This window comes from Dokdonella sp. (genome assembly GCF_017744955.1).
Lineage (GTDB): Bacteria > Pseudomonadota > Gammaproteobacteria > Xanthomonadales > Rhodanobacteraceae > Dokdonella_A.
In genome coordinates this window covers 271,871-296,222 of record NZ_JAGIAG010000018.1, presented here as the reverse complement: position 1 = coordinate 296,222, position 24,352 = coordinate 271,871, and the positions used below count along the sequence as shown (strand labels likewise).

The following is a 24,352-nucleotide window of genomic DNA, read 5'->3' as shown; positions in this document are numbered from 1 at the left end:
CTCATGAAAAAGCCATCCGCACGCATGCAACACGGCCTCGGCACCCGCGCCATCCACGCCGGCCAGAGTCCCGATCCCTCCACCGGCGCGATCATGACGCCGATCTACGCGACGTCGACCTACGTGCAGTCGAGCCCCGGCGTGCACCAGGGCTACGAGTACTCGCGCACGCAGAATCCGACGCGCATGGCCTACGAGCGCTGCGTGGCGGATCTCGAAGGCGGGCGGCAGGGCTATGCGTTCGCCTCCGGGCTCGCGGCGGCGGGCACGGTGCTCGAACTGCTCGACTCGGGCAGTCACGTGATCGCGATGGACGACCTCTACGGCGGCACCTACCGCTTGTTCGAGCGCGTGCGCCGGCGCAGCGCGGGCCTCGACTTCAGCTTCGTCGACCTCAACGACGCGGCCGCGCTGAAGGCCGCGCTGAAGCCGAACACGCGCATGATCTGGGCGGAGACGCCGACCAACCCGATGCTGAAGCTGGTCGACCTGGCCAAGGTCGGCGCGTTCGCGCGCAAGCACGGCCTGATCTTCGTCGTCGACAACACGTTCTGCTCGCCGATGCTGCAGCGGCCGATCGAGCACGGAGCCGACATCGTCGTGCATTCGGCGACGAAGTACCTCAACGGACATTCGGACATCGTCGGCGGTGTCGCCGTCGTCGGCGGCAGCGCGCACCTGGCCGAGCAGATGGCCTTTCTGCACAACTCGGTCGGCTCGGTCGCAGGTCCGTTCGACTCGTTCCTCGCCATGCGCGGATTGAAGACCCTGCATTTGCGCATGCGCGAGCACTGCGCCGCGGCGCTCGAACTCGCGCAATGGCTGGAGAAGCATCCGGCGATCGAGCGGGTGATCTATCCGGGGCTGAAATCGCATCCGCAGCACGCGCTGGCGAAGAAGCAGATGGACGGCTTCGGCGGCATCGTCTCGGTCGAGGTCAAGGGCGGCTTGCGCAAGGCGCGCAAGATGCTCGAACGGTGCCATCTGTTCGCGCTCGCCGAATCGCTCGGTGGCGTCGAGAGCCTGATCGAGCATCCGGCGATCATGACGCATGCCTCGATCCCGCCGGCGAACCGCAAGCGGCTCGGCATCAGCGACGGGCTGATTCGGCTTTCGGTGGGCGTCGAGGACGTCGCCGACTTGCGCGAGGAATTGGCGAAAGCCTTGGCGTGACGATGTTCCGACGCAGGACCGGCGGCGAAGCGACGCCGGTCCGGGACGATGACGATTCCGCGGACTTCCTTCGACAGTGTGTCCGCGGAATCCGCTGCCGACCTCACAGCGTCGCCGAATCCCCATCGGGATCGGCTGCGCGTGCGCGCCGCATCAGCAGCGCGCCGATGGCGAACGCGAGCGTGTCGCCGAAGAACGTGACGAGCCGATACAGCGCGATCAACAGCAGCGCGCGATCTTCGCCGAGTGTGCTGCCGGCGAGTGCGACGAACGCGACCTCCCGTACGCCCAGTCCGGCCGGAGCGCCGATCACGATGAAGCCGGCGGCCCAGCTGGCGGCGCCGGCGGCGAGCATCAACGGCCAGTCGGCGTTCGCGCCCAGGAGATGGCCGAGGCCGTAGAGAATCGTCGCCGTCGCGGCGAAGAAGGCGAGGTCGCAGGCAAATACGCTCGCGAGCATCGTCGGCGGCAACCGCGGCAGCGACAGCCGCGCGAAGTGGCCGTGCCGGCGCAGCCAGTGCAATACCAGGATGCCGACGACGGAGCCCGCCAGCACCAGCACCAGCGCGATGCGCAGATCCACGCCGGGCAGCGGCAGGCTGCTGGTGCCGAAGCACAGCGCGAGGGCGAGCGCGGTCAGCAGGAGCAGGGCGGCTTCGATCAGCGCGGCCAGGCCGAGCACGGTATGCGACGTCGCATGGTGTCGGCTCCAGGCGTGGCGCAAGGCGTAGTGCGCGACGTTGCCGGGCAGATACTTGCCGTATTGACTGACGCACCAGGTCGCCAGCGTCGCCCATTTCGGCGGTGGTTCCGGCGAGAGTCCGACCAAGAGGCGCCACCAGGCGAACGCCAACGTAGCCAGGGCCAGGGCATAGGCGACGGCGGATGCGGCAAGCGCAGCGCCGAGCCGCCACGTGCCGACCTCGACGCGCTCGAATACGGAGAACGCATCGCTGTGCGCGAAGCGCAAGCCGATCCAGACCAGCGCCGCGAGCGAGACCAGCAGGCCGAGTCCGCGCAGCAGCCGGCGCATGTTCACGCGATGCCCTCGGCCGGTCGCGTCGAGTGGTTCGTCACGGTGATGCCGGCGCAGGCTTCGCCGTCCCGAGAGTGAGCGATACGATACCGACGCCGAGCGGCCGTCCGTCGATGTTCACACCCGCCGTACGCGGCGAGGCCACCGGGTCGACGTCGAAGTGCAATTCGAACAGGCCGTCGTCGCCGATCCAATCCTGCGGGATCGAAAAACGCAGCGAAGGCGACGGTGCGCCGAGCGTGAACGTCCGCACGCCGAGCAGATGACCATTCGCCTTCATCACCACCCGGCGCACGGGGACCTTCGGTCCGAGCAGCACGCGCGCGTCCAGCGTCAGTTCCAGCGGTCCGGCCGGTCGCGGCTGCAGATACATGCGCAGCTGGGCTTGATCACCGAGCGACCATACGCCCCAGTCTTCGAGCGCGTCCCAGCCGCCGGCGCGATAGATGCCGCCACGGCCGCCCTTTCCGAACGAGATCGGCGAACCGTCGGGATCGTAGGCGAAGGCGGATTCCGCCGTGGCGTGCGCTGTCGCGTTGTCCGCCGATGCGCAGCACCCCTGCAGCGGAAACAACCACCAGCGGCGGCTCGCGGAGATCGACGGCGGCTCCGGCAGCGCCGCGCCGAGCGCGTCGATCAACGCCTTCCGCTGTTCGCCCGCATAGGCGTTGGTGTCGACGAGGATCGCCGAGAAGCCGACGCCGTGCGCCTGCGCGATCATGTCGGCCGCCGGCAGGTTTTCGATCGTGCTGCCCCAGGCGTAACCTGGCCGACCGTGAGCGGCGCCGTAGGAGAACTTCAGCGAATCGGTGAAGAGGTACGGCTTGAATTCCTCGTAGTCGCCCATGTCGCCGATCGGAACATGTTCCGGATACCACACCACCGGCAGCTGGAACACGGCGGCATCGCGGCCGAGCCGCTGTTCGACCTGCGTGAAATACGCCTGGGAATCGTCGAAGTTGACGATCATCACGTCGCGCCCGAAGGACATGATCGGCATCGTCACGTCGAGCAGAGCCAGCGCGCCGACGCCGGCCAGCGTCGCGCAGCGCCCCACGGTGCTGCGGATGCGCGCCAGCGCCCCCTGCAGCAGCCAGCCGCTGCCGAACAGGCAGAGGAAGGCGAAGAACGGAAGGATGCGATTGCCGGCGCGGATCTTCGAGGTGACCCAGTGCGCCAGCAGCGTGAACAGTCCGCTCGACAGCGCCATCAGCAGGATCGCGATGGCCAGCAGGGCGGCGATGCGCACGTAGCGTTCCTGATCCGACGGTGACGGCGCGCGCTCGGTCGCCGCGCGCGCCAGGGACCAAAGCAGCGCCAGCAGGCCGAGTACGCCGATCACGCCGATGTACTGGTTGCGGAACTCGGCGTCGGGCACGTCCAGCGCGTCGTCGAAATCCTGTTTGGCCGCCGAGAGCGTCGTCAGGCGATGGCCGTCGAACGGCAGCAGCACCTGATTCAGACGCATCGAATACAGCTCCGCTTCCTGCGAAGAGCGGGTGGCCACATTGAGGTTGGCTCCGACTTCCGCCTTATGCAGCAGAGCCGGCGCTTGCTCGGCGACGAAGGAACATGAGGTGGCGGCGAGCAGAACCAATGCCGGCCACGTGCTGCGCCAACGCGGTTGTCGCGCCAGCGCCAGCAGGGCTGCAGCGACGCACAACAGGGCGAAGAACACGCCGTTGTAGGGCATCTGCAGCGGCAGCAGCAGCGCCGTCGCGAGCGCCATCCACCAGCGCCGGCGCGCGCCGGGCGAGGCGGGATCGAGCTCGCCCCGCGCGAGCCACATCACGGCCAGTATTGCCAGCGGCACGAGGTAGTAGGTGCCGTTGGTGAGGTGCCCGACGCCGCGAAACAGGTGATAGGGAAGGAACGCGTAGACCAGCGCGCACAGCAGCGCCGGTGCGGTCGCCAGGCCCAGCCGGCGCAGCGCGAACAGCGCAATCAGGCCGATCAGGTAGAAGCTGGCGATGAAGTACAGATTCATCGCCAGGCCGGGCTTTCCGGTCAGTGCGGCGACCGGTCCCATGATCGCGTAGTTGAGCGAGTCGAAGCGCGGGAAATCGAGCCGGTCGTAGCCGAACGGGTAGCCCAAACGCGGGTTGTGGAACAACCAGCCGGTCTCGGCCACGTTCTGGATCTGCGTCAACTTGTCGACCGCGTCGCCCTCGAACGTGTACGGAACGTCCAGTCGCGACAGGGGCAGCTTCAGTGCGCCGACGATCAACACGCTGGTCAACACGACGAGAGCGAGCGCGGCCAGCCAGCCGCGTCGGCGCTCGTGAGCGACGCCGTTCATTGCCGCAATGCCCGCTCGGGTGCGTCGTTGCGCGTCGTCGAGGAAAGGCGTTCGCCGCAGCGCTCGCGCACCAGCGCCGCACTGGGCGAGTCGCGATCGCGGCTGATCATCAACTCGGCGAGCAGGCCGAACATCAGGAGCTGCATGCCGACCAGCACCAGCAGCACGCCCAGCTGCAGCAGCGGTCGCTCGCCGATCGCATGTCCGAGCAGCCACTGCACGCTGAGCCATGCCAGCACGAGCGTTCCCAGGGCGCCGAGCACGAGGCCGCCGGCGCCGAACAGGTGCCCCGGCTTGCGCGCGTAACGCGTCACCGTCATGACCGTGAATAGATCCAGCAGGCCGCGCAGGAAACGCCGCGCGCCGTACTTGGAATGGCCGAAGCGGCGCGGGTGGTGGGTCACCTCGATCTCGCCTATGCGAAAGCCGCAGGCGTGCGCGAGCACCGGCACGAAGCGGTGCAGTTCGCCGTACAGATGCACGGCCTCGAACACTTCGCGTCGATAGGCCTTGTAGCCGCAGTTGAAGTCGTGCAGCGGGATGCTGGAGGCCCAGGCGGTGATCGCGTTGAAGACCTTCGACGGCAAGGTCTTGCCGAGCGGATCGTGGCGAGTCCGCTTCCAGCCCGACACGACGTCGTCGCCGGCGAGCACGGCGGCGACGAAACGCGGCAGCTCGCGCGGATCGTCTTGCAGGTCGCCGTCCATCGTCACGATGATGTCGCCGGCGGCGGCCTCGGCGCCGATCTGCAGGGCGGTAGCCTTGCCGAAGTTGCGGCGCAGCCGTATGCCGCGGACTCGCAGGTCGGCGCCCGCGGCTTCGCAAATCCGTTCCCAGGTGGCGTCGTTGCTGCCGTCGTCGATGAAGTGCAGATCGACCAGCCGAAAACCGTCTTGCGCATCGGCCACGGCGACGACCTCTTCGGCCAGGCGCGTGATCGTCTGCTCCTCGTTCATCACCGGCACGACGATCGAAACGCTGGGCAGGGAAGATGACGTCATCCGCGGGCCTCCTCGGACAGGGTGATCAGGGAAGTCTCGGATGGGTACGGCAGCGCCGGCGCCCAGCCGCGGCAGCGTGCGACAGTGTCGCCGGCCCAGTTCAACGCGGAGGCGTAGCGCGATCGTTCGGAGTTGTCGAAGACGATCAGGCCACCGCGGGCGAGCTGCCGCCGTGCGCGTTCGAAGCAGGCGACGCGCGCGCGGCCGTCGATGACGATCAGGTCGTAGCGATCCGCGCCGATCGCGTCGACGTAGTCGGAAAAATCGCAGTCGGCGTAGCCGCGCCGGCCGGAACGCACCTGCGTCGAAGCCACGCCGCGGCGTGGTTCGGCCAGGCGCAGTTCGACGTTGTCCAGCGCCAGCAGCGGCGCCATCGCGCGCAGGAAGCCGGCATCGTGCTCGGCCGAAACCACCTGCCGGCAACGTCGCGCCAGCCAAGCCGTGCTGGCTCCGGTGCCGTATTCGAATGCGCGCACGTCGCCGCCACGTCCGGCGATCCAGCGCTCGACCTGTGCAATCGCGGAGAACGTCCACCACGGAACGTCCATGCGCGCCAGTTGCGCCGCATCGTAGATGGCGAACTGGCTGCCGAGCCAGAAGCGAAAGGAGCCGGTCGGGGCGCGCTGCAGGCAATCGAGCAGTCCGCTGGCGCGCAGCGGTACCGCCACCGTGCGCATGAAGTGGACATAGGCCGACTTCAGCACGTCCGAACCCGTTGTCCAGGCACCCTGGCCTGCGCCATGGTCATGGCGAGGCGAGCTCGCGCAGGTCGCGGTACAGCTCCAGAGCCTGTGGGTTCGCCAGCGCGTCGGTGTTCTTCACCGGCAGGCCGTGGATCGTGTCGCGCACGGCGATCTCGGTGATCTTGCCGGAGATCGTGCGCGGGATGTCGGCGACCTGCAGGATCTTCGCCGGCACGTGGCGCGGCGTCGTGTTGGCGCGGATCTGCTGCACGATGCGCGCGCGCAACGCGTCGTCGAGCACCAGTCCTTCGCGCAGGCGCACGAACAGGATCACGCGTTCGTCGTCCTGCCAGTGCTGGCCGACGGCGACCGATTCGAGCACGCCGGGCACCTGCTCGACCTGGCGATAGATCTCCGCGGTGCCGATGCGCACGCCGCCGGGATTGAGCGTCGCGTCGGAGCGGCCGTAGATGACGATGCCGTCGCGCTCGGTCAGCAGCGCGTGATCGCCGTGGCACCACACGTTCGGCACGCGCGAGAAGTAGGCGTTGCGATACTTCTGGCCGTCCGGGTCGTTCCAGAAGAACACCGGCATCGACGGGAACGGCGCGCTGCAGGCCAGCTCGCCCTTTTCGCCGCGCACCGGCTTGCCGGCGTCGTCGAGGATCTCGACCTTCATGCCGAGCCCGCGGCATTGCAGCTCGCCGCGATACACCGGCAGCAGCGGGCTGCCGAGCGCGAAGCAGGAGATGATGTCGGTGCCGCCGGAGATCGACGCCAGCAGCACGCGTTCCTTCACGTCGCGATAGACGTAGTCGTAGCTCTCCGGCGCCAGCGGCGAGCCGGTCGAGAGGATCGTCTTCAGGTGGATCAGCTTGTGCGTCTCGCGCGGTTTCACGCCGGCCTTCTCGACCGCCGACAGCCATTTCGCGCTGGTGCCGAACACGCTGATGCCGACGTCGTCGGCGAGCGTCCACAGCGCGTTGCCGTCCGGATGCGAGGGCGAGCCGTCGTAGACGACCAGGGTCGCGCCGACCGCCAGGCCGGAGGCGAACCAGTTCCACATCATCCAGCCGCAGGTGGTGTAGTAGAAGAAGCGGTCCTCGCGCTTCAGGTCGGTGTGCAGCACCAGCTCCTTGAGGTGCTGGATCAAGGTGCCGCCGGCGCCGTGCACGATGCACTTCGGCACGCCGGTGGTGCCGGAGGAGTACATCACGTAGACGGGATGGTCGAACGGCAGCATCTCGAACTTCAGCGCGTGCTCGCCGCCGCCGGCGAAGTCGGGCCAGGCGACCGCGCCGCGCAGGCCGTCGAGCCGCAGCGCATCGCCGCTGTAGGGAATGACCACGACGCGCTCGATGCTCGGCACCTGCTCGACCACGCCGCGGACCTTCTCCAGGCAGTCGAAGCGCTTGCCGCCGTAGCCGTACTGGTCCGCGGTGAACAGCACCTTCGGCGCGATCTGGCCGAAGCGGTCGACCACGCCGTTGATGCCGAAATCCGGCGAGCAGGACGACCAGATCGCTCCGAGCGAGGTCGTCGCCAGCATCGCGACGATCGTTTCCGGAAGGTTCGGCAGGAAACCGGCGACGCGATCGCCGACGCCGACGCCGGCCTCCCTCAGCGCATGCGCGACGCGGCCGACTTCCGCGTGCAGCTGCGCGTAGCTGATCTCGCGCTTGTGGTCCCATTCGTTGCGGAACACGATCGCGGTGCGGTCGTCCTTGAAGCGCAGCAGGTTCTGCGCGAAGTTCAGGCGCATGTTCGGATACCACTTCGCGCCCGGCATCTTGTCGCGGTCGACCAGCACCGGTTCGTGCTCGCCCTGCGCGCGGATGCCGCAGAATTCCCATACCAGCGGCCAGAACTTCTCCGGCTGGCGGATCGAGAATTCGTACAGCGGCGCGTAGCGCTGGATGTCCTCGTCGCCGGTGCTCTCGCGCACGAATCGCATGAAGCGATTCAAATTCGCGCGCTCGATGCGTTCCGCACCGGGTTCCCAGATCGGTTTGTTCATGTCAGGTCGATGCGTCGGTTTCGGGGCGAGGGCGGCGGCGAGTGGCCGCACGGCAACGGTGAATTATCGGGGAAGCGCCGGACGCTCGCCAGTTTGAGGCCGCCGCCGATGCGAAAACTGAGAAGTGCGGCCGGCAGATGGCTGCACTTGGGGGCTGCGGGACAGGCGGCGCACCGCTCCCGCGGCTGGCTGGAGGGCGATTACGGGCCACTGCGCGGAAATAATGGGGAACGCGATCGTCGGCGATCGCGGTCCGGCTCCTCATGGGCCGATCGTGCGGCGATCCGCGGAATGGCGAGGCATCGTACGAAAACAAAAACGCCGGCTCGGAGCCGGCGTTTCGTATTCGTCGATCGCGCAGCGGATCAGCCGATCAGCAGATCCTTTTCCTTCTTGCCGGCGGAAAGCGCGGCATGGAACCAACGCGGGCGCTTGCCGCGGCCACTCCAGGTCTGGCTCGGATCGGCCGGATTGCGGTACTTCGGCTTGACCTTGCCGCGCGCCTTGCCGCGAGCGCCGCCACCGCTGTTGCGGCCGAGTACTTCGTCGAGCCCGAATCCTTCGGCCTTGACCAGCGCGTTGATTTTCTCGCGCAGCTTGGTGGCCTTTTCCTTGACCAGTTCTTCCTGGCGCGCTTTCGCGCGCGCAATCAGGTCGGAGAGCTGATTGTGGTTGAGGGACTTGAGATCGATCGCCATGCTTTGTTTACCTCGTCGATTATTCGGGGAAGAAACCATGGAATCCATTCGGTCCGGCGCTTTCGCTCGACCGAATGGCTCGGCGGATTTTCGCATTCCATGCTTCGGCTTGCCGTATGCCGAAAGGCACATGCGCCGGACGGGCGCTAGTTTAGCCGCGACGAGACCCGAAAATCCACATTGCGAAGGCACTGCGCATTCGCATCGATTTCACGGTGACATAAAGCCCGGCATTTAGCCGGGCTAAATGAGTTTTTCAATCGGCGGATCGAATTGCCGTCAGCCCAATCGGCGCAGCAGTTCCTCGCGGTCGAGCGCATGGTTTTCGCTTTCGCCGCGGCGGCGATATTCGAACGTGCCGGCGGCGAGTCCGCGCTCGCTGACGACGATGCGGTGCGGAATCCCGATCAGCTCGATGTCGGCGAACATCGGCCCCGGCCGCAGCCCGCGGTCGTCGAGCAGGGCCTCGATGCCGCGCTCGTTCAGCTCGGCATACAGCCGCTCGGCTTCCTCGCGCACCTGCGCGTTCTGCTGCGCGCCGATCGGGCAGATCGCGACGCGCCACGGCGCCATCGGTTCGGGCCAGAGGATGCCGTTGTCGTCGTGGTTCTGCTCGATCGCCGCGGCGACGATGCGGCTGACGCCGATGCCGTAGCAGCCCATCTGCATCACGCTGGCCTTGCCGCCGTCGTCGAGCACGGTTGCACCCATCGCCTCGGCGTACTTCGAGCCGAGCTGGAACACGTGACCGACCTCGATGCCGCGCGCGATCTTCAGGCTGCCGCGGCCGTCCGGCGAGGCGTCGCCTTCGACGACCTTGCGGATGTCGGCGACGCGCGTGACGCGCGCGTCGCGCTCCCAGTTCGCGCCGCGGTAGTGGCTGCCGTCCTGGTTGCCGCCGCAGACGAAATCGGCGACGGCGGCAGCGCTGCGGTCGACGACGACCGGGATCGACTCGGGCAGGCCGACCGGGCCGATGAAGCCGGGCCGGGTACCCGTCACGCGCACGATCTCGGCCTCGTCGGCGAGCACCGAGGCACCCGGGAGTTCGGCCAGCTTGCCCGCCTTGACCTCGTTGACCTCGTGGTCGCCGCGCACGCACAGCGCGACCAGGCCGTCGACGCCGCGCACCAGGATCGTCTTGACGCATTGCTCGGGCTTCACGCCGAGAAACGCGCTGACCTCGTCGATGGTTTTCTGCGTCGGCGTGGCGACGCGTTCGAGCGCCTGCGCGGGCGCGGCGCGCGATCCGCTCGGCGCCAGCGCTTCGGCCATCTCGATATTGGCGGCGTAGTCCGATTCGGTCGAGAACGCGATGGCGTCTTCGCCCGAGTCGGCGAGTACCTGGAATTCGTGGCTGGCGTTTCCGCCGATCGCGCCGGTATCGGCCTGCACGGCGCGGAATTGAAGTCCCAGGCGCGTGAAGATGCGGCCGTAGGTGTCGTACATGTTGCGGTATTCGTCCGCCAGGCATTCCGCGCTCAGATGGAACGAATACGCGTCCTTCATCAGGAATTCGCGTGCGCGCATGACGCCGAAACGCGGCCGGATCTCGTCGCGGAATTTGGTCTGGATCTGATAGAAGTTGACCGGCAGCTGCTTGTAGCTCTTCAGCTCGTTGCGCGCGAAATCGGTAATCACTTCCTCGTGAGTCGGGCCGTAGCAATAACCGGCTTCCTTGCGGTCCTTGATCTTCAGCAACTGGCCGCCGAATTTCTCCCAGCGGCCGGTCTCCTCCCACAGTTCCTTCGGCTGGATCGACGGCATCAGCAATTCGACCGCGCCCGCGCGATTCATTTCCTCGCGCACGATCTGTTCGACCCTGCGCAACACGCGCAGGCCGAGCGGCGCCCAGGTGTAGATGCCGGCCGCGAGCTTGCGGATCATGCCGGTGCGCAGCATCAGTCGATGACTCGCGATTTCAGCGTCGGCCGGAACTTCCTTGACGGTCGCGAGATGGAAGCGGGAGAGGCGCATGGGGTTCCGATCGGGTTATCAAACCCGCGATTCTAGCAGTGGGAGGGCATTTTCCGTGCTGCCGTCGAGGTTTCCTCCCGGCCAATGGCGGGTGGGATTGCCATTTACGCCCTTCCGCAGGTCGTCGAGGCGGCACGAAGCGCCGATCCTCCCCGGAGCGGGAGAGGACGGTTCGTTTTCGACGTCGATCGGGTGCGGGGGAAATCGACTCGTCGCGACTCAGTGCGCCGCGCAGAACAGCTTGATCTGCTGGTTGGTCTTCTCGACTTGCGCTTGATGGCTCTTCGCCGCTTCGGCGTCGACCGGCTGGCCGTTCGCATCGAGCGGCAGCTTCTGCGCGTCGAGATTGGCGAGGTTCTTGCGCGCGATTTCGCAATTGCGCTTGATGTCTTCCGGCGCGTAGCCGGCGGCTGCCGCGAGGGCGGGGCCGGCGTTCTTGTCGGCGGGCTTCTCTTCCTCGTCGCTCGCCGTACTGGTGACGCCGCCCTTGACCTTCAGCTTCTTCGCCTTGGCCACATTCGCCGGCGGCGGCGAGTCGGAAAAATGCTTGACGCCGTTGGCGTCGGTCCAGGAATACATCTCGGTCGCCGCGACCGGCGCGGCGAATACCAGCAGCGCGAGCACCAGCTGGAAGCGTTTCATCGGTTCCCCCTTGGCGGGGCGCCCAGGGCGGCGCCTTGCGGGCGACTGGATAGCATCACCAGCGCGACGGTACAAGCAGGGAGTTTACAAAACCGGGCATTCTGCCGCGGTTTGCTCGTCGCGCCGTGCGGAACGGCGTCCTTCGGCTGTGTCACGCGGGACGGTCACTCCGCGGCCACGGGCGAACGATCGCGCCGGTGAGGCCTGATCCCGCCTGCGGCGGCGATCGTGCGCGGCGGTGCCGCAGCGCTGCGCCACCAGGATCACGGTACACTTCCGCCGTCCCACCTTTCGATGCCGGGCAATGCCGCCGACCGACCTCGCCGATTCTTCGACCGGTACGCGCAAGCCGCCGCGCGGCATCTATCTGCTGCCGAACCTGTTCACCACCGCGGCGATGTTCGCCGGCTTCTACGCGATCGTCGCGGCGATCGGCGGGCGCTACACCGAGGCCGCGATCGCGGTCTTCGTCGCCGGCGTGCTCGACGGGCTCGACGGGCGCGTCGCGCGCCTGACCGGCACGCAGAGCGAATTTGGCGTGCAGTACGACTCGCTGTCGGATCTGGTCAGCTTCGGCCTGGCGCCGTCGCTGGTGCTCTACACCTGGTCGCTGTCGGCGCTGAAGGCGTACGGCTCGGGCTGGGGCAAGCTCGGCTGGGCCGCGGCCTTCATCTACGCGGCCTGCGCGGCGCTGCGGCTGGCGCGCTTCAACACCCAGGTCGGCGTCGCCGACAAGCGCTACTTCCAGGGCCTGGCCAGCCCGGCCGCGGCCGGGTTGTGCATGTCCTTCGTCTGGGCGATCGAGGACAAGGGCCTGTTCGGCCTCGATTCGAACGACGTCGATTTCGTCACGCCGGTGATCGCGATCGTCGCCGGCCTGCTGATGGTGAGTCGCTTCCGCTATTTCAGCTTCAAGGCCGGACCGAAATCCGACCGCGTGCCGTTCATCTGGATTCCGATCGCGATGCTGATCCTGGTCGCGCTGGCCGTCGACACGCCGCGCGTGATGTTCGCGATCGCCGTGCTGTACGTCCTGTCGGGACCGGTCATGACCCTGTGGGGCCTGCGCCAGAAGCGCAGCAGCCGCCGCGCGCTGCGCGAAGCCGGTCGGACGGACGAATGAACCTGGCGCACGCGCTACCGCCGCCGCCCGCGTCCGTGCGGGCGGATGGCGCGCCGGCGCGTGCCTCCGCCTCCGAAGCGCTGGCGTTTCTGGCCGAGCTGTCGCAGGCACTGGCGGTCTCGCTCGACCTGCGCCGCACCGTCACCGAATCCCTGCATCGCGTGGTCGACTTCATGCAGGTCGAAGCGGCGGCGTTTTTCCTGCTCGACGATCGAGGCGACGCCGATCGACTCGACGCGGACGCCGTCCCGGCGGCGCGCCTGCTCGAGTGCAAGCTGTGCATCGGTCCGATCGACCTGACCGGAACCCGGCTCGCGATCGGCCACGGCGCGGCCGGCCGCGCGGTCGCCGGCGACGCGACGCATCTCATCGCCACCGCGGCAGAGGAAACCTCGATCTGGCACGCGGCCGACGGCTTCGTCGCGCGCAGTCTGATCTGCGCGCCGCTGCGCACCGCCGCCGGCCCGATCGGCGCACTGGAGATCGTCAATCGGCGCGACGGCGTGCCGCTGTCGGCGCTCGACGCCGAGCTGCTCGACGCGATTTCCGTGCCGATCGCGCTGGCGATCAGCAACGCGCGCCAGGCGCAGGCCCTGCTCGAGCAGCAGCGCATGCGGCGCGAGTTCGATCTCGCGCGGCGCCTGCAGAAATCCCTGCTGCCCAGACGCCGCCGCGACGCATTCCCGATCGTCGGCCTGAACCGTCCGGCGCACGAGATCTCCGGCGACTTCTACGACTACTTCGAACTCGCCGACGGACGCATCGGCTTCGTCATCGGCGACATTTCCGGCAAGGGCCTCGACGCCGCCCTGTTGATGGTGCGTGCGGCCAGCCTGCTGCGCTGGGCCGGCAAGGACGGCATCGCGCCGGCGGCCTGGCTCGCGCGGGCGAACGACGAGCTGTGCGAAACGACGCAGGACGGCCGCTTCGTCTGCGCCGTGGTCGGCTACTGCGACCGCGCCGCGCGGCGCGTGCGTTTCGCCGGCGCCGGCTTCCCGCCGGTGCTGCTGCATCGCGCCGGCGTCTTCGCCGACTATCCGTCGGAAGGGCCGCCGCTCGGCATCCTGCGCGGCGTCGCGTTCGGCGAACACGATGTCGAGCTCGACGGAGGCACGCTGTACGCGTTCTCCGACGGCGCCACCGACGTGCGCGACGGAAGCGGCAAGCCGATCGGTTCGGCCGGTGTGCGCGCGCTGATCGCGCGGCACGCGACCGGTTCGGCCGAGGCGCGTCTGCGCAAGCTGTTCTCCGAACTGCGCCATCTGCGCCTGGTCGACGACACCACCGTGCTGACGATCGAGGCGCCGCGCGCGGACGCCCCGGAAGTGCTGCTGGAACGCCGGCTGCGCGCCGCGCCCGAGGAACTGCGCGAGATCCGCGCCGCACTGCGCGGCACGCTCGACGCGCTCGGCCTCGAAGCCGGCTTGCGCGATCGCCTGGTCCTTGCGGTCGACGAGGCCTGCACCAACATCATTCGCCACGCCTACGGCGCGAGCTGCAGCGGCGACATCGGCTTGCGCGTGCTGCGCGACGGCGCGCTGCTGAGTTTCGAGCTGACCGACGCGGCACCCTGCGTCGACCCGTCGCGGATCAAGCCGCAGCCGCTCGGCGACTGCCGCAGCGGCGGCCTCGGTGTCGCCCTGATCGACCAGGTCGTCGACGAATGGCGCATCGAGCCGATGCGCGAAGGGCGCGGCAACCGGCTGATCCTGCGCAAGCGCATCGAGACGATCGACGAGACCAACGAACCATGAACTTTCCGCTCAACACCGTGGCCAAGGAAGACCGCGAAGGGTACGTGCTGGTGCGCCTCAGCGGCGAGGTCGATCTGTCCTGGTCGGCCGAGGTGCGCCGCGCCGTGCTCGACGCGCTGGCGATCGGCCGGCCGGTCGGCGTCGACCTGTCGGCGGTCAGCTACATCGATTCCTCCGGCATCGCGGCCCTGGTCGAGGGTTTCCAGAACGCGCGCACGCACAGCGGCCGCTTCGTGCTGGTGGCGGTCAGCGACGCCGTGCGCGCGGTGCTCGAACTGGCGCGCCTCGACCGCGTGTTCGTGCTGGTGGCGAGCGCCGACGCGGTCGTCGCGTGAATGCGCTGACGCGCCCGCTGGCGGGCCTGGGGCGCGTCACGCTGGAGGCGCTGGGCGGCGTCGGCTACGCCGCGATGCTGCTGCTCGAGGCGCTCTACTACGCGTTGTTCGGCTGGCGCGTCGGCCAGCGTCTGCGCCTCGCGCCGGTGGTGCGGCAGATGCGCGAGATCGGTGTCGACGCCCTGCCGATCGTCGCCCTGCTCGGCCTCACCGTCGGCTTGATGCTCGGCATCCAGTTCATCGCCTCGCTGAGCGAGTTCGGTGCGCAGTCGCAGGTCGTGCTCGCGGTGGCCAAGTCGGTCACGCGCGAATTCGGTGCGCTGATCACCGCGATCCTGGTCGCCGGCCGTTCCGGCTCGGCGCTGGCCGCGCGCATCGGCTCGATGTCGGTGTCGCAGGAAGTCGACGCGCTCTCGGTGATCGGCATCGATCCGGTGCGCTACCTGGTCGCGCCGGCGCTGCTCGCGATGCTGGTCATGCTGCCGGTGCTGACGATCGTCGCCGACGCCGCCGCGATCCTCGGCGCCGCCCTGTACAGCGCACCGGCGCTGGACGTGACGCCGGGCGCCTACCTGCTGCACACGATGTCGCTGCTGGATGCGGGCGACGTCTGGCAGGGTCTTTCCAAGAGTCTGGTGTTCGCGGTGCTGATCACCCTGATCGGCGTCAGCACGGGATTCTCGGTCACCGGCGGCGCCGAAGGCGTCGGCCGCGCGACCACGCGGGCAGTGGTGCTGTCGATTTGCTGGATCATCGTGGTGGACATGGTGTTCAGTTTCTTTCTCAATCGGTGAAAGAGTGAGCGGCCGAGCGGTGAGCGGTGAGCGGAAAAAGAAAAAAAGCCTGTCACGCTCTTCCCGCTCACCGCTCACCGCTCACCGCTCACCGCTCACCGCTCACCGCTCACCGCTCACCATTCGGCACCGATCCAAGAACGTACCCATGAACGCTCCCACCCCCCTGATCGAAGTCGAGCGGCTCGACGCCTGGTACGGCCGCCGCCGCGTGCTGCACGGCGTCGACTTCAGCGTCGGCGCTGGCGAGATCCGCGTGATCATGGGCGGCTCCGGTTCCGGCAAGAGCACGTTGCTGCGGCATCTGCTCGGCCTGCAGCGGCCGGGTGCGGGAACGGTGAAGCTGTTCGGCGTCGATCTCGCGCGCGCCGGCGAGCGCGAGCTGCAGGAGGTGCGCAAGCGCATCGGGGTGTCGTTCCAGGGCGGTGCGCTGCTGACCTCGCTGACGGTCGGCGAGAACGTCGCGCTGCCGCTGCGCGAGCACACGCGGCTGGACGAGTCGACGATCCGCATCATGAGCCGCCTCAAGCTCGAGGTGGTCGATCTCGGCGGCTTCCAGGATCTGATGCCGAGCCAGTTGTCCGGCGGCATGGTCAAGCGCGCGGCGCTCGCCCGGGCCATCGCGATGGATCCGCGGCTGCTCTTCTTCGACGAGCCGTCGGCCGGACTCGATCCGGTCGTTTCGGCCGAACTCGATGAACTGATCCTGCGCCTGCGCGACGCGCTGCGCATGACCATCGTCGTCGTCACGCACGAGCTGGAAAGCGCGTTCAAGATCGCCGACACGATCACCGTGCTCGACGCCGGCGAGGTCCTGATGACCGGTCCGGCCGCGGCGGTGCGCGCCGCGCCGAACGAGCGCATCCAGGACCTGTTGAACCGGCGTCCGCGCGAGGTGCAGGTCGACGCGGACGCGTATCTGCGACGGCTCACCGAAGAGGAAGCCTGATAGAGTTTCGACGCGTCGCGGCGAGATCGTTCGGCACGGCGCATGGGGATGCGGAGCGAATGTGAGACGCGACACGGTCAACTACGTCCTCGTCGGCACCGTCGTGCTGGCCGCGCTGGCCTTGCTGCTGGTCGGACTCGCCCTGATCGGCGGCCACGGTTTCGCCACGCAGCGCTACCTCGTCGTCTATCGTGACGTGACCGGCCTGCGCGACGGCGCGCCGGTGTTCTATCAGGGCTATCGCGTCGGCCAGGTCGGAACCGTGACGCCGCAGCACGGCGCCGACGGGACGCGCTACAAGGTCGAGCTGGAAGTCCGTCGCGACTGGCCGATCCCGAAGGACAGCGTCGCGCGGCTGCAGTCGAGCGGCCTGCTCGCCGACGTCGCGGTCGGCATCCGCGAAGGCAGCAGCCGCGACCTGCTCGCGCCCGGCGCGGAACTGAAGGGCGAGGAAGGCGCCAACGTGTTCGCCGCGATGAACGAACTGGCGACCGAGGTCGGCACGCTGACGCGCACGCAGATTTCCCCGCTGATCCAGACGCTGTCGCAGCGCGTGGATTCGATCACCGGCGCGCTCGACCAGAGCACGCCGCGCATCCTGGAGGAAACGCGCGGCCTGCTCGAACGCGTCAACCGCGCCTCGGACGCGCTGAACGACGTGCTGCGGCCGGAGAACCGCAGCGCCGTCGCGCACGCGCTGACGGAGATCAGCAAGCTGAGCGGCGAATTGCGCAAGACGCGCGAGACGCTCGACGGCGCGCTCGGTGACGTCGCCGGCATCGCCAGGGACAATCGCGCCGACCTGCGCCGCTCGGTCGAAGATCTCACCGGTACGCTGCAGGCCTTGTCCAGCCGCATGGACGTGATCATGCACAACCTCGAATCCGCCAGCCGCTACGTGAACGAATTCAGCCGCGAGATCCGCCAGCATCCGAATCGGCTGATCGTCGCGCCGAAAGCGGACAAGCTCGACGAGGGGTCGCGATGAAACGCCTGTGGATCGCGCTGTTGGGAGCGGCCGTACTGAGCGCCTGCCACGTGCCGCCGGTGCCGGACTTCACCTACTACCGCCTGCCGCGCCCGCAGCCGCTGCCGGTCGACGCGGCGCCGCTGCTGCAAGGCGCCCTGGTGGTCGAGCTGTTCGGCGCGGGCGGCATCTACGGCGACCAGGCACTGATCTACGCGCTCGATCCGGCCGCGCAGGAAGTGCGCCAGTACCACTATCAATTGTGGACCGACTCGCCGCCGCGCGTGCTGCAGCGGCGCCTGATCGAACTGCTGCGCGACGCCGGCGTCGCCGCGCTGGTGACCGACGAGTTGCCGGTCAGTGCGAAGGCGGCGCGGGTTCGCGGGGCCATTCTGCGCTTCGATCGCGTGCCGACGGCGGGCGGCGGCTACCAGGCGGTGGTCGGCCTGCACATGCGCGTGGACGCGGCGGATGGCGCGTCCCTGCTCGACGAGTATTATCGGTCCGAGCAGCCGGCCGCCGGCGACGACCTGAAAACGACGGTCGACGCCTACGGCGCCGCGCTCGACGAGATCTTTGCGAAATTCCATCAGGACCTGCGCCGGAAGAGTCCCCATGCTGGATGAATCGAGCCTCGCCCGGCTCGCCGAAATGGGCATCGACGTCTACGTGCCGCGATCGCGCGGCGAGGCGCTGCGGATGCGCGCCGAGCCGTCGCGCGAACCGGCGGCGCCGGGCGCGCCGGTGGTCGCGCAGCCGGCGGTCGCCACGGCGGCGTCGGCCGGTGTGCTGCTGGTCGGGCAGGCGACGGCGAAGCCGGCGATGCTGCTCGCCGACGTCGCGCGCGCACTGCGCTTCGCGCGCATCGACTGCGCGGCTTGCGAAACGCCCGACGAAACGATGCTGCAGGCGGCGCGTGCGCTGGTGCTGTTCGGCGAAGCGCCGGTGCGCGCGGTCGGCGCCTTGCTGCCGGCGCAACGCCAGCGCGAAATCGGCTGGATCGTCAGCGGCGACGTCGCGGCGCTGGTCGGCGACGCGCGGGCCAAGCGCGCACTGTGGAGCGAGCTGCGGCGCGTGGTGCGGACGCTGAGCGAAGGCGAGCGGCGAGGATGACGCCGCCTCGTGCCGGGGCGACGATCGCTCTCCGGCGGTGGAAGGCGCGTAAGGGGAGGCACGTGCTGCGGTTTGCGATGTTCTTCACGACTGCGCGTCGACGCCGGACTCCATCCGCAGCGCGTTCCCTTTCGTCAGCGGAAAGACCAACGCCGTGCCGGACTCGAGCGCGCGGCGAATCGACGCGAAGGTCCTCGACGGGAAAGTGAGCTAGTGGTGGTAGCGATTCCCCATCAATCCCCGGCCGAATTCCGCCGCATGCGTGCGGAGGATCTCGATCGCGTCGCCGCGCTCGAGGCTGCCGCCTACGCGTTCCCGTGGAGCCGCGCGATCTTCGCCGACTGTCTGCGCGCCGGCTACGAATGCGTCGTGCTGGTGCAGGAGAGCACGATCGCCGGCTACGGCGTGCTGTCGACCGGCGCCAACGAGGCGCACATCCTGAACGTCTGCGTGGCACCGTCGCAGCAGGGCCGCGGCTACGGGCGTCGCATCGTCGGCCGCCTGCTCGATCTCGCGCGCTGGCATCGCAGCGAGCGCGTCTTCCTCGAAGTGCGGCCGTCGAATCCGCGCGCGATCGCCTTGTACGAGTCGATCGGCTTCAACGAGTTCGGTCGCCGCCCGAACTACTACCCGGCCAAGAAAGGGCGCGAGGACGCGCTGGTGATGGCGATGGAGCTTCTCGGCGCGGGCGAGTGAGTGCAGGCGCGTTCGGCGGCGGCTCGGGCGCCTCGAACAGCCTCGAAGGCCGTCATTCCGTAGAAGCGGAACGCTGCGACATCGCTGCCTTCGCAGCCCCGCCGTCGTCGGGATGACGCGGCTTCTCCCGGTTCGCATCCGCGGCGGCATCCTCGCGCCACCTCGCCGTCCATTCCGTATCCGCATCGACCGACACCGGCGTCTCGCGCAGGATGCCGTCGACGAAGGCGGCGAAGTCGGACGGAAAACGCGCGCGCACGTGCTGCCACAGCGCGCGGAAGCCGGGCGAGGGACAGCGCGATCTGAGATGGCCGATGATCGAGGCGTACTGCGCCTCGCTGATCATGCCGTCGCGATGCTGGTAGTAGCTGTCCTCGAAATGCAGGATCAGCGGATACATCGTCCACAGGTAGCGATGGCATTCGAGCATGGTCAGCGTCGGATCGCCGGCGTGGCCGCGCAGCACCAGCGCGGCGACTTCGGGCTGCGAAATGTATTGCAGCCACTCGCCGACCTGCTGCGAGCGGCCGCGGTCCATCTTCGACCGCTGGTTCAGCGCGCCCTGGCGGATCTGCCGGTTCAGGTAGACCAGGGAGATCAGCACCGCGACGCTGCTGATCAGGCTGCCGATGTTGACCAGGGTGGCGAGCGTCACGGCGACCTCCTCGAATGGCGCCGGCTGCCCGGCCGGCGCACCGGAGCGGACTCTACAATGCGCCGAGCTTGGCGGACTGCTCTTGCAGGGCGGCCAGCGTCGCGCCGAATTCGGCGACGCGCTGTTTTTCCTGCTCGACGACGTTGGGCGGCGTCTTCGGGCCGAAGTTGGCAAGCTTGGCGCTGGATTTGGCGATCTCGCCGTCGAGGCGCTTGATTTCCTTCTCCAGGCGCGCCCTTTCCGCGGCGAGGTCGATCAGGCCGGCGAGCGGGATCAGCAGCTTCATCTCGCCGACGACCGCGGCCGCGGCGGCCGGCTCCGCTTCGCCGGCGTCGAGCCAGCGCTGCGATTCGGCTTTGGCGAGGAAAGCGATCTGCGCGGCGAACTCGTCGGTGCGCGCGCGATCGGTCGCGCCGCCGTTCGCGTACAGCAACGGAATCGCCTTGCCCGGCGCGATGTTCATCTCGCTGCGGATGCGGCGGATCTGCGTCAGCACGGCGCGCAGCCATTCGACGTCGGCGCTGGCCGCGGCGTCGTCGGCCGGCAGCTCCTCGGTGCGCGGGTAGCTGCGCTGCGTGATGCTGGTTTCCTTCAAGCCGAGCAGCGGCGCGACCGATTGATAGATTTCCTCGGTGATGAACGGCGTGATCGGGTGCAGCGCGCGCAGCGCGGCTTCGAGCACCGCGAGCAGGGTGTGCCGCGTCGATTCCGCCGCGGCCTTGTCCTCGCCGCCGAGCGCCGGCTTGGCCAGCTCGACGAACCAGTCGCAGTATTCGTTCCAGACGAATTCGTACAGCGCCTGCGCGACGAGGTCGAAGCGGTAGAGCTTCATCTGCGCCTCGACCTCGACGAGCGTGGCGCGCAGGCGCGCGACGATCCACTTCTCCGCCGCGGTCCTCGGCGCGAGAGCGCCCGGTCCCGCCGCGGTCGGGGCGGCCTCGGTGTTCATCAGCACGAAGCGCGCCGCGTTCCACAGCTTGTTGCAGAACGCCTTGTAGCCCTCGGCGCGCTTGAGGTCGAAGTTGATCGTGCGGCCGTAGGTGGCGAGCGCGGCGAACGTGAAGCGCAGCGCGTCGGTGCCGACCGCGGCGATGCCGTCGGGATAGTCCTTGCGCACGCGCTTCTCGACTTTCTCGCGCACCTGCGGGATCAGCAGCGAGGCGGTCGATTTCTTCACCAGCGATTCGAGGTCGATGCCGTCGATCAGGTCGAGCGGGTCGAGCGTGTTGCCCTTCGACTTGGACATCTTCTGGCCTTCGGCGTCGCGCACGATGGCGTTGATGTAGACCTCGCGGAAGGGCACCTTGCCGGTGAAGTACTGCGTCGCCATCACCATGCGCGCGACCCAGAAGAAGATGATGTCGAAGCCGGTGACGAGCACCGCGCTCGGCAGGAACGCCTGGTCCTGCGGCCAGTTCGCGATGACGTTGCCGTTTGCGTCGCGCACCGGCGCATCGGACGGCCAGCCCATCGTCGAGAACGGCCACAGCGCGGAGGAGAACCAGGTGTCGAGCACGTCGTCGTCCTGCTTCAGCGCGCCGACCGGCGTCACGCCGGCGTGGGCGAGCGCGTCGGCCTCGTCCTCGCCGACGAAGATGTTGCCGGCCTCGTCGTACCAGGCGGGAATCTGGTGGCCCCACCAAAGCTGGCGGCTGACGCACCAGTCCTGGATGTTCTCCAGCCACTGGTTGTAGGTCGTCGCCCAGTTCTCCGGCACGAATCGGATCTCGCCGTCACGCACGGCGGCGAGCGCGGGCTCGGTGATCGCCTTGCGTCCGCCCGGACCGGGCTTGCCGTCGACGCGCGCCTCGCTGGTCAGATCGAGGAACCACTGGTCGGTCAGCATCGGCTCGATCACCGCGTCGGTGCGCTGGCTGACCGGCACCTGCAGCTTGTGCTTCCTGGTCTCGACCAGCAGGCCTTCGGCTTCCAGGTCGGCGAGCACGGCCTTGCGCGCGGCGAAGCGGTCGAGGCCGCGATACTTCGCAGGCGCTTCGTCGTTGATCTTCGCGTCGAGGGTCAGGATCGTGATCGGCGTCAGCTGGTGCCGCGCGCCGATCTGCCAGTCGTTGAAGTCGTGCGCCGGCGTGATCTTGACGCAACCGGTGCCGAACTCGCGGTCGACGTAGTCGTCGGCAATCACCGGGATCTCGCGGCCGGTCAGCGGCAAGGTCAGCGTCTTGCCGATCAGCGCCTGGTAGCGCTCGTCTTCCGGGTGCACCGCCACCGCGACGTCGCCGAGCATCGTTTCCGGTCGCGTCGTGGCGACGACGAGGCCTTCGCCGCCGTCGCTCGCCGGATAGCGGATCGACCACAGCGAGCCTTCCTTCTCCTGGTTGTCGACCTCCAGGTCGGACACGGCCGTCATCAGCACCGGGTCCCAGTTGACCAGACGCCGGCCGCGGTAGATCAGGCCGTCGCGATACCACTGCACGAACACGCGCTTGACCGCCGCCGACAGGCCAGCGTCCATCGTGAAGCGCTCGCGCGACCAGTCGACCGACGCGCCGAGGCGGCGCATCTGGTGGGTGATCGTCGAGCCGGATTCCTCCTTCCACTTCCAGACGCGCTCGACGAACGTCGCGCGGCCGAGATCGTGGCGCGACTTGCCTTCCGCCGCGAGCTGGTTCTCGACGATCTTCTGGGTGGCGATGCCGGCGTGGTCGGTGCCGCCTTGCCACAGCGTGCGGAAGCCGCGCATGCGGTGATAGCGCGTCAGCGCGTCCATGACCGTCTGCTGGAACGCGTGGCCCATGTGCAGCGTGCCGGTGACGTTCGGCGGCGGCAGCAGGATGCAGTAAGGCGCGCCGTCGCCGCGCGGCTGGAAATCGCCCTGCGCTTCCCACTGCGCGTACCACTTCGATTCGATCTGGCTGGGTTCGAAACTTTTTTCCATCGGCGTCGGGGCGGCGTCCCGCGCGAGCGGGCCGCGAAGTTGAGGCGGGACGCCGATTGTACGGGCGGGCGCCGCACAGCCCAACCTGGCGGCAGGGGCGGCCTCGGCAGGTCGGCCGAATGTCCCTACAATCGTGCCGGCTCGATCGGCTGCCTCGCGTGACGCGAGGGGAGGCTGCGATGACTCTGCGCGTCGAAGGCATGGTTCCGCTGCTGCAGGTGTTCGACATGCCGGTGTCGCTGGCGTTCTACCGCGACCTGCTCGGCTTCGAGCGCGTGCAGGATTCCGGCGGCGGCGAGCGCTGCGACTGGATCTGGCTGCGCCGCGGCGCGGTCGATCTGATGCTCAACACCGCCTACGAAGCCGATCACCGGCCGCCCGCTCCCGCAGCGGGACGGGTCGCCGCGCATCGCGACACGGGACTGTTCTTCGCCTGCCCCGACGTCGACGCCGCCCATGCCTATTTCCTCGCCAAGGGGCTCGCGCTCGACCCGCCGACGACGACCGGCTACGGCATGAAGCAGCTGTACCTCTCCGATCCGGACGGCTACGTGCTGTGCTTCCAGGGGTCATCGAAGCCCTGAACCGCGCGGCCAGCGTGGCGACATCTTCTACTTGCCTGTGCGAGACGTCGACGCGCTGTTCGCGCGGCTGGCCGGTCGCGTCGAGGTCGTCGAGGCGCTGCACGACACCGCCTACGGCGTGCGCGAGTTCATCATCCGCGACTGCAACCGCTTCTGGCTCACCTTCGGCGAGCCGAAGGCGCGAGCGCGCATCGATGGTCGCTGACCACGCCCGAGCGGTACGCGGGCGATGCGGACGCCCATCTGCGTACCGCGACGCCTCGACCATTGACGATCTTGCGGGCACCCGCGCTATCGTTCCGGCTTCCGCATCCGAGGAGGTCGCATGCCCGCCGCCGTCCAAGTCATCGACCATCCGCTGGTGCAGCACAAGCTGACCCTGCTGCGCCGCAAGACCACCAGCACGGCCGACTTCCGCCGCCTGCTCGGCGAGCTGTCGGCGCTGATGGCCTACGAGGTCACGCGCGACCTGCCGCTGTGCGAGGTCGCGATCGAGACGCCGGTGGCGCCGACCGTCGGGCGGCTGATCGACGGCAAGAAGACTGTCTTCGTGGCGATCCTGCGCGCCGGCATCGGCATCCTCGACGGCATGCTCGACGTGGTGCCGGGCGCGCGCGTCGGTCACGTCGGCCTGTATCGCGATCCGCACACCCTGCGTGCGGTCGAGTACTACTTCAAGATGCCGCGCGGCATGCGCGAACGCGACGCGATCGTGGTCGACCCGATGCTCGCCACCGGCCATTCCGCGGTCGCCGCGCTGGACCGGCTGAAGGAAACCCAGCCGCGCTCGATCCGCTACGTCTGCCTGGTCAGCGCGCCGGAAGGCATCGCGCACCTGCACCAGCATCATCCCGAAGTGCCGATCTACACCGCCGCGATCGACGAGGGCTTGAACGATCACGGCTACATCGTGCCGGGACTCGGCGACGCCGGCGACCGGTTCTTCGGCACGAAGTGAGG

General features: G+C 68.4%; 23 protein-coding genes. 13 read left to right on the top strand and 10 right to left on the bottom strand.

What is annotated here, in order from left to right:
- Positions 1-3: 3 nt before the first annotated feature.
- Positions 4-1,173, top strand: coding sequence for a PLP-dependent aspartate aminotransferase family protein (locus J7520_RS19835; RefSeq protein WP_291192238.1), 1,170 nt, complete (start codon positions 4-6; stop codon positions 1,171-1,173).
- Between the two features lie 103 nt (positions 1,174-1,276).
- On the opposite strand, the gene J7520_RS19830 is transcribed toward J7520_RS19835, so the two are convergent.
- The 8 genes from J7520_RS19830 to J7520_RS19795 all read right to left on the bottom strand — a co-directional run bounded on the left by J7520_RS19830 (position 1,277) and on the right by J7520_RS19795 (position 11,526).
- Complete coding sequence (locus J7520_RS19830; RefSeq protein ID WP_291192277.1) at positions 1,277-2,206, bottom strand: lysylphosphatidylglycerol synthase domain-containing protein; 930 nt, start codon at positions 2,204-2,206, stop codon at positions 1,277-1,279.
- A 40-nt stretch (positions 2,207-2,246) separates the two neighbouring features.
- The gene (locus J7520_RS19825; RefSeq protein ID WP_291192236.1) at positions 2,247-4,508 is read right to left on the bottom strand and encodes a hypothetical protein; all 2,262 of its coding nucleotides are present in this window, start codon (positions 4,506-4,508) and stop codon (positions 2,247-2,249) included.
- Positions 4,505-5,509 carry a glycosyltransferase family 2 protein gene (locus J7520_RS19820; RefSeq protein ID WP_291192234.1) on the bottom strand — a complete coding sequence of 335 codons (1,005 nt, stop codon included), beginning with the start codon at positions 5,507-5,509 and terminating at the stop codon, positions 4,505-4,507. Before J7520_RS19820 ends, J7520_RS19825 begins: the two co-directional genes overlap by 4 nt.
- Complete coding sequence (locus J7520_RS19815) at positions 5,506-6,213, bottom strand: class I SAM-dependent methyltransferase (RefSeq protein ID WP_291192232.1); 708 nt, start codon at positions 6,211-6,213, stop codon at positions 5,506-5,508. The genes J7520_RS19820 and J7520_RS19815 overlap by 4 nt, the downstream gene beginning before the upstream one ends.
- 40 nt (positions 6,214-6,253) lie before the next feature.
- Positions 6,254-8,209 (bottom strand): acetoacetate--CoA ligase, encoded by a 1,956-nt coding sequence (locus tag J7520_RS19810; protein WP_291192230.1) that lies wholly within the window; start codon positions 8,207-8,209, stop codon positions 6,254-6,256.
- A 365-nt stretch (positions 8,210-8,574) separates the two neighbouring features.
- The gene (locus tag J7520_RS19805; protein ID WP_291192275.1) at positions 8,575-8,907 is read right to left on the bottom strand and encodes an H-NS histone family protein; all 333 of its coding nucleotides are present in this window, start codon (positions 8,905-8,907) and stop codon (positions 8,575-8,577) included.
- Between the two features lie 279 nt (positions 8,908-9,186).
- Positions 9,187-10,884 (bottom strand): proline--tRNA ligase, encoded by a 1,698-nt coding sequence (locus tag J7520_RS19800; protein ID WP_291192228.1) that lies wholly within the window; start codon positions 10,882-10,884, stop codon positions 9,187-9,189.
- 219 nt (positions 10,885-11,103) lie between these two features.
- Positions 11,104-11,526, bottom strand: coding sequence for a DUF4124 domain-containing protein (locus J7520_RS19795; RefSeq protein ID WP_291192226.1), 423 nt, complete (start codon positions 11,524-11,526; stop codon positions 11,104-11,106).
- Positions 11,527-11,830: 304 nt separating this feature from the next.
- Here J7520_RS19795 and J7520_RS19790 point away from each other — a divergent pair, with 304 nt between their 5' ends.
- The 9 genes from J7520_RS19790 (at position 11,831) to rimI (ending at position 19,257) form a co-directional block, all read left to right on the top strand.
- Positions 11,831-12,649 carry a phosphatidylcholine/phosphatidylserine synthase gene (locus J7520_RS19790; RefSeq protein WP_291192224.1) on the top strand — a complete coding sequence of 273 codons (819 nt, stop codon included), beginning with the start codon at positions 11,831-11,833 and terminating at the stop codon, positions 12,647-12,649.
- On the top strand, positions 12,646-14,403 hold the full coding sequence (locus J7520_RS19785) for a SpoIIE family protein phosphatase (protein ID WP_291192222.1): 1,758 nt from the start codon (positions 12,646-12,648) through the stop codon (positions 14,401-14,403). Before J7520_RS19790 ends, J7520_RS19785 begins: the two co-directional genes overlap by 4 nt.
- Positions 14,400-14,738, top strand: a complete 339-nt coding sequence (locus J7520_RS19780; protein WP_291192220.1) for an STAS domain-containing protein — start codon at positions 14,400-14,402, stop codon at positions 14,736-14,738. Before J7520_RS19785 ends, J7520_RS19780 begins: the two co-directional genes overlap by 4 nt.
- Positions 14,735-15,532, top strand: coding sequence for an ABC transporter permease (locus J7520_RS19775; protein WP_291192218.1), 798 nt, complete (start codon positions 14,735-14,737; stop codon positions 15,530-15,532). Before J7520_RS19780 ends, J7520_RS19775 begins: the two co-directional genes overlap by 4 nt.
- Before the next feature lie 148 nt (positions 15,533-15,680).
- On the top strand, positions 15,681-16,481 hold the full coding sequence (locus J7520_RS19770) for an ATP-binding cassette domain-containing protein (RefSeq protein WP_291192216.1): 801 nt from the start codon (positions 15,681-15,683) through the stop codon (positions 16,479-16,481).
- A 61-nt stretch (positions 16,482-16,542) separates the two neighbouring features.
- Positions 16,543-17,469 (top strand): MlaD family protein, encoded by a 927-nt coding sequence (locus tag J7520_RS19765; RefSeq protein WP_291192214.1) that lies wholly within the window; start codon positions 16,543-16,545, stop codon positions 17,467-17,469.
- Complete coding sequence (locus tag J7520_RS19760; protein ID WP_291192212.1) at positions 17,466-18,074, top strand: ABC-type transport auxiliary lipoprotein family protein; 609 nt, start codon at positions 17,466-17,468, stop codon at positions 18,072-18,074. The genes J7520_RS19765 and J7520_RS19760 overlap by 4 nt, the downstream gene beginning before the upstream one ends.
- Positions 18,064-18,561: a hypothetical protein gene (locus tag J7520_RS19755; RefSeq protein ID WP_291192210.1), complete on the top strand. Its 498-nt coding sequence runs from the start codon at positions 18,064-18,066 to the stop codon at positions 18,559-18,561. The genes J7520_RS19760 and J7520_RS19755 overlap by 11 nt, the downstream gene beginning before the upstream one ends.
- Positions 18,562-18,819: 258 nt before the next feature.
- The gene (gene rimI / locus J7520_RS19750) at positions 18,820-19,257 is read left to right on the top strand and encodes a ribosomal protein S18-alanine N-acetyltransferase (protein ID WP_291192208.1); all 438 of its coding nucleotides are present in this window, start codon (positions 18,820-18,822) and stop codon (positions 19,255-19,257) included.
- 52 nt (positions 19,258-19,309) lie between these two features.
- Here the strand turns inward: rimI and J7520_RS19745 are convergent, their stop codons facing one another.
- Positions 19,310-19,912 carry a hypothetical protein gene (locus tag J7520_RS19745; protein WP_291192206.1) on the bottom strand — a complete coding sequence of 201 codons (603 nt, stop codon included), beginning with the start codon at positions 19,910-19,912 and terminating at the stop codon, positions 19,310-19,312.
- Between the two features lie 52 nt (positions 19,913-19,964).
- Entirely contained in the window at positions 19,965-22,808 is a 2,844-nt protein-coding gene (locus J7520_RS19740; RefSeq protein WP_291192204.1) for a valine--tRNA ligase, read from the bottom strand.
- Between the two features lie 179 nt (positions 22,809-22,987).
- Here J7520_RS19740 and J7520_RS19735 point away from each other — a divergent pair, with 179 nt between their 5' ends.
- The 3 genes from J7520_RS19735 (at position 22,988) to upp (ending at position 24,350) form a co-directional block, all read left to right on the top strand.
- The gene (locus tag J7520_RS19735) at positions 22,988-23,392 is read left to right on the top strand and encodes a VOC family protein (RefSeq protein WP_291192202.1); all 405 of its coding nucleotides are present in this window, start codon (positions 22,988-22,990) and stop codon (positions 23,390-23,392) included.
- Between the two features lie 31 nt (positions 23,393-23,423).
- Positions 23,424-23,597, top strand: coding sequence for a hypothetical protein (locus tag J7520_RS19730; RefSeq protein WP_291192200.1), 174 nt, complete (start codon positions 23,424-23,426; stop codon positions 23,595-23,597).
- A 120-nt stretch (positions 23,598-23,717) separates the two neighbouring features.
- Positions 23,718-24,350 (top strand): uracil phosphoribosyltransferase, encoded by a 633-nt coding sequence (gene upp / locus J7520_RS19725; RefSeq protein WP_291192198.1) that lies wholly within the window; start codon positions 23,718-23,720, stop codon positions 24,348-24,350.
- The last annotated feature ends 2 nt before the right edge of the window (positions 24,351-24,352 follow it).

What these genes read in the sequence shown, in the direction of transcription:
- J7520_RS19785 (WP_291192222.1), top strand. Translation starts at nt 12,646, where the DNA reads ATGAACCTGGCGCACGCGCTACCGCCGCCGCCCGCGTCCGTGCGGGCG.
- J7520_RS19810 (WP_291192230.1), bottom strand. Translation starts at nt 8,209, where the DNA reads ATGAACAAACCGATCTGGGAACCCGGTGCGGAACGCATCGAGCGCGCG.
- J7520_RS19835 (WP_291192238.1), top strand. Translation starts at nt 4, where the DNA reads ATGAAAAAGCCATCCGCACGCATGCAACACGGCCTCGGCACCCGCGCC.
- J7520_RS19755 (WP_291192210.1), top strand. Translation starts at nt 18,064, where the DNA reads ATGCTGGATGAATCGAGCCTCGCCCGGCTCGCCGAAATGGGCATCGAC.
- J7520_RS19740 (WP_291192204.1), bottom strand. Translation starts at nt 22,808, where the DNA reads ATGGAAAAAAGTTTCGAACCCAGCCAGATCGAATCGAAGTGGTACGCG.
- J7520_RS19780 (WP_291192220.1), top strand. Translation starts at nt 14,400, where the DNA reads ATGAACTTTCCGCTCAACACCGTGGCCAAGGAAGACCGCGAAGGGTAC.
- J7520_RS19800 (WP_291192228.1), bottom strand. Translation starts at nt 10,884, where the DNA reads ATGCGCCTCTCCCGCTTCCATCTCGCGACCGTCAAGGAAGTTCCGGCC.
- J7520_RS19820 (WP_291192234.1), bottom strand. Translation starts at nt 5,509, where the DNA reads ATGACGTCATCTTCCCTGCCCAGCGTTTCGATCGTCGTGCCGGTGATG.
- J7520_RS19825 (WP_291192236.1), bottom strand. Translation starts at nt 4,508, where the DNA reads ATGAACGGCGTCGCTCACGAGCGCCGACGCGGCTGGCTGGCCGCGCTC.
- J7520_RS19805 (WP_291192275.1), bottom strand. Translation starts at nt 8,907, where the DNA reads ATGGCGATCGATCTCAAGTCCCTCAACCACAATCAGCTCTCCGACCTG.
- J7520_RS19830 (WP_291192277.1), bottom strand. Translation starts at nt 2,206, where the DNA reads ATGCGCCGGCTGCTGCGCGGACTCGGCCTGCTGGTCTCGCTCGCGGCG.
- rimI (WP_291192208.1), top strand. Translation starts at nt 18,820, where the DNA reads ATGCGTGCGGAGGATCTCGATCGCGTCGCCGCGCTCGAGGCTGCCGCC.
- J7520_RS19790 (WP_291192224.1), top strand. Translation starts at nt 11,831, where the DNA reads ATGCCGCCGACCGACCTCGCCGATTCTTCGACCGGTACGCGCAAGCCG.
- upp (WP_291192198.1), top strand. Translation starts at nt 23,718, where the DNA reads ATGCCCGCCGCCGTCCAAGTCATCGACCATCCGCTGGTGCAGCACAAG.
- J7520_RS19770 (WP_291192216.1), top strand. Translation starts at nt 15,681, where the DNA reads ATGAACGCTCCCACCCCCCTGATCGAAGTCGAGCGGCTCGACGCCTGG.
- J7520_RS19760 (WP_291192212.1), top strand. Translation starts at nt 17,466, where the DNA reads ATGAAACGCCTGTGGATCGCGCTGTTGGGAGCGGCCGTACTGAGCGCC.
- J7520_RS19795 (WP_291192226.1), bottom strand. Translation starts at nt 11,526, where the DNA reads ATGAAACGCTTCCAGCTGGTGCTCGCGCTGCTGGTATTCGCCGCGCCG.
- J7520_RS19735 (WP_291192202.1), top strand. Translation starts at nt 22,988, where the DNA reads ATGACTCTGCGCGTCGAAGGCATGGTTCCGCTGCTGCAGGTGTTCGAC.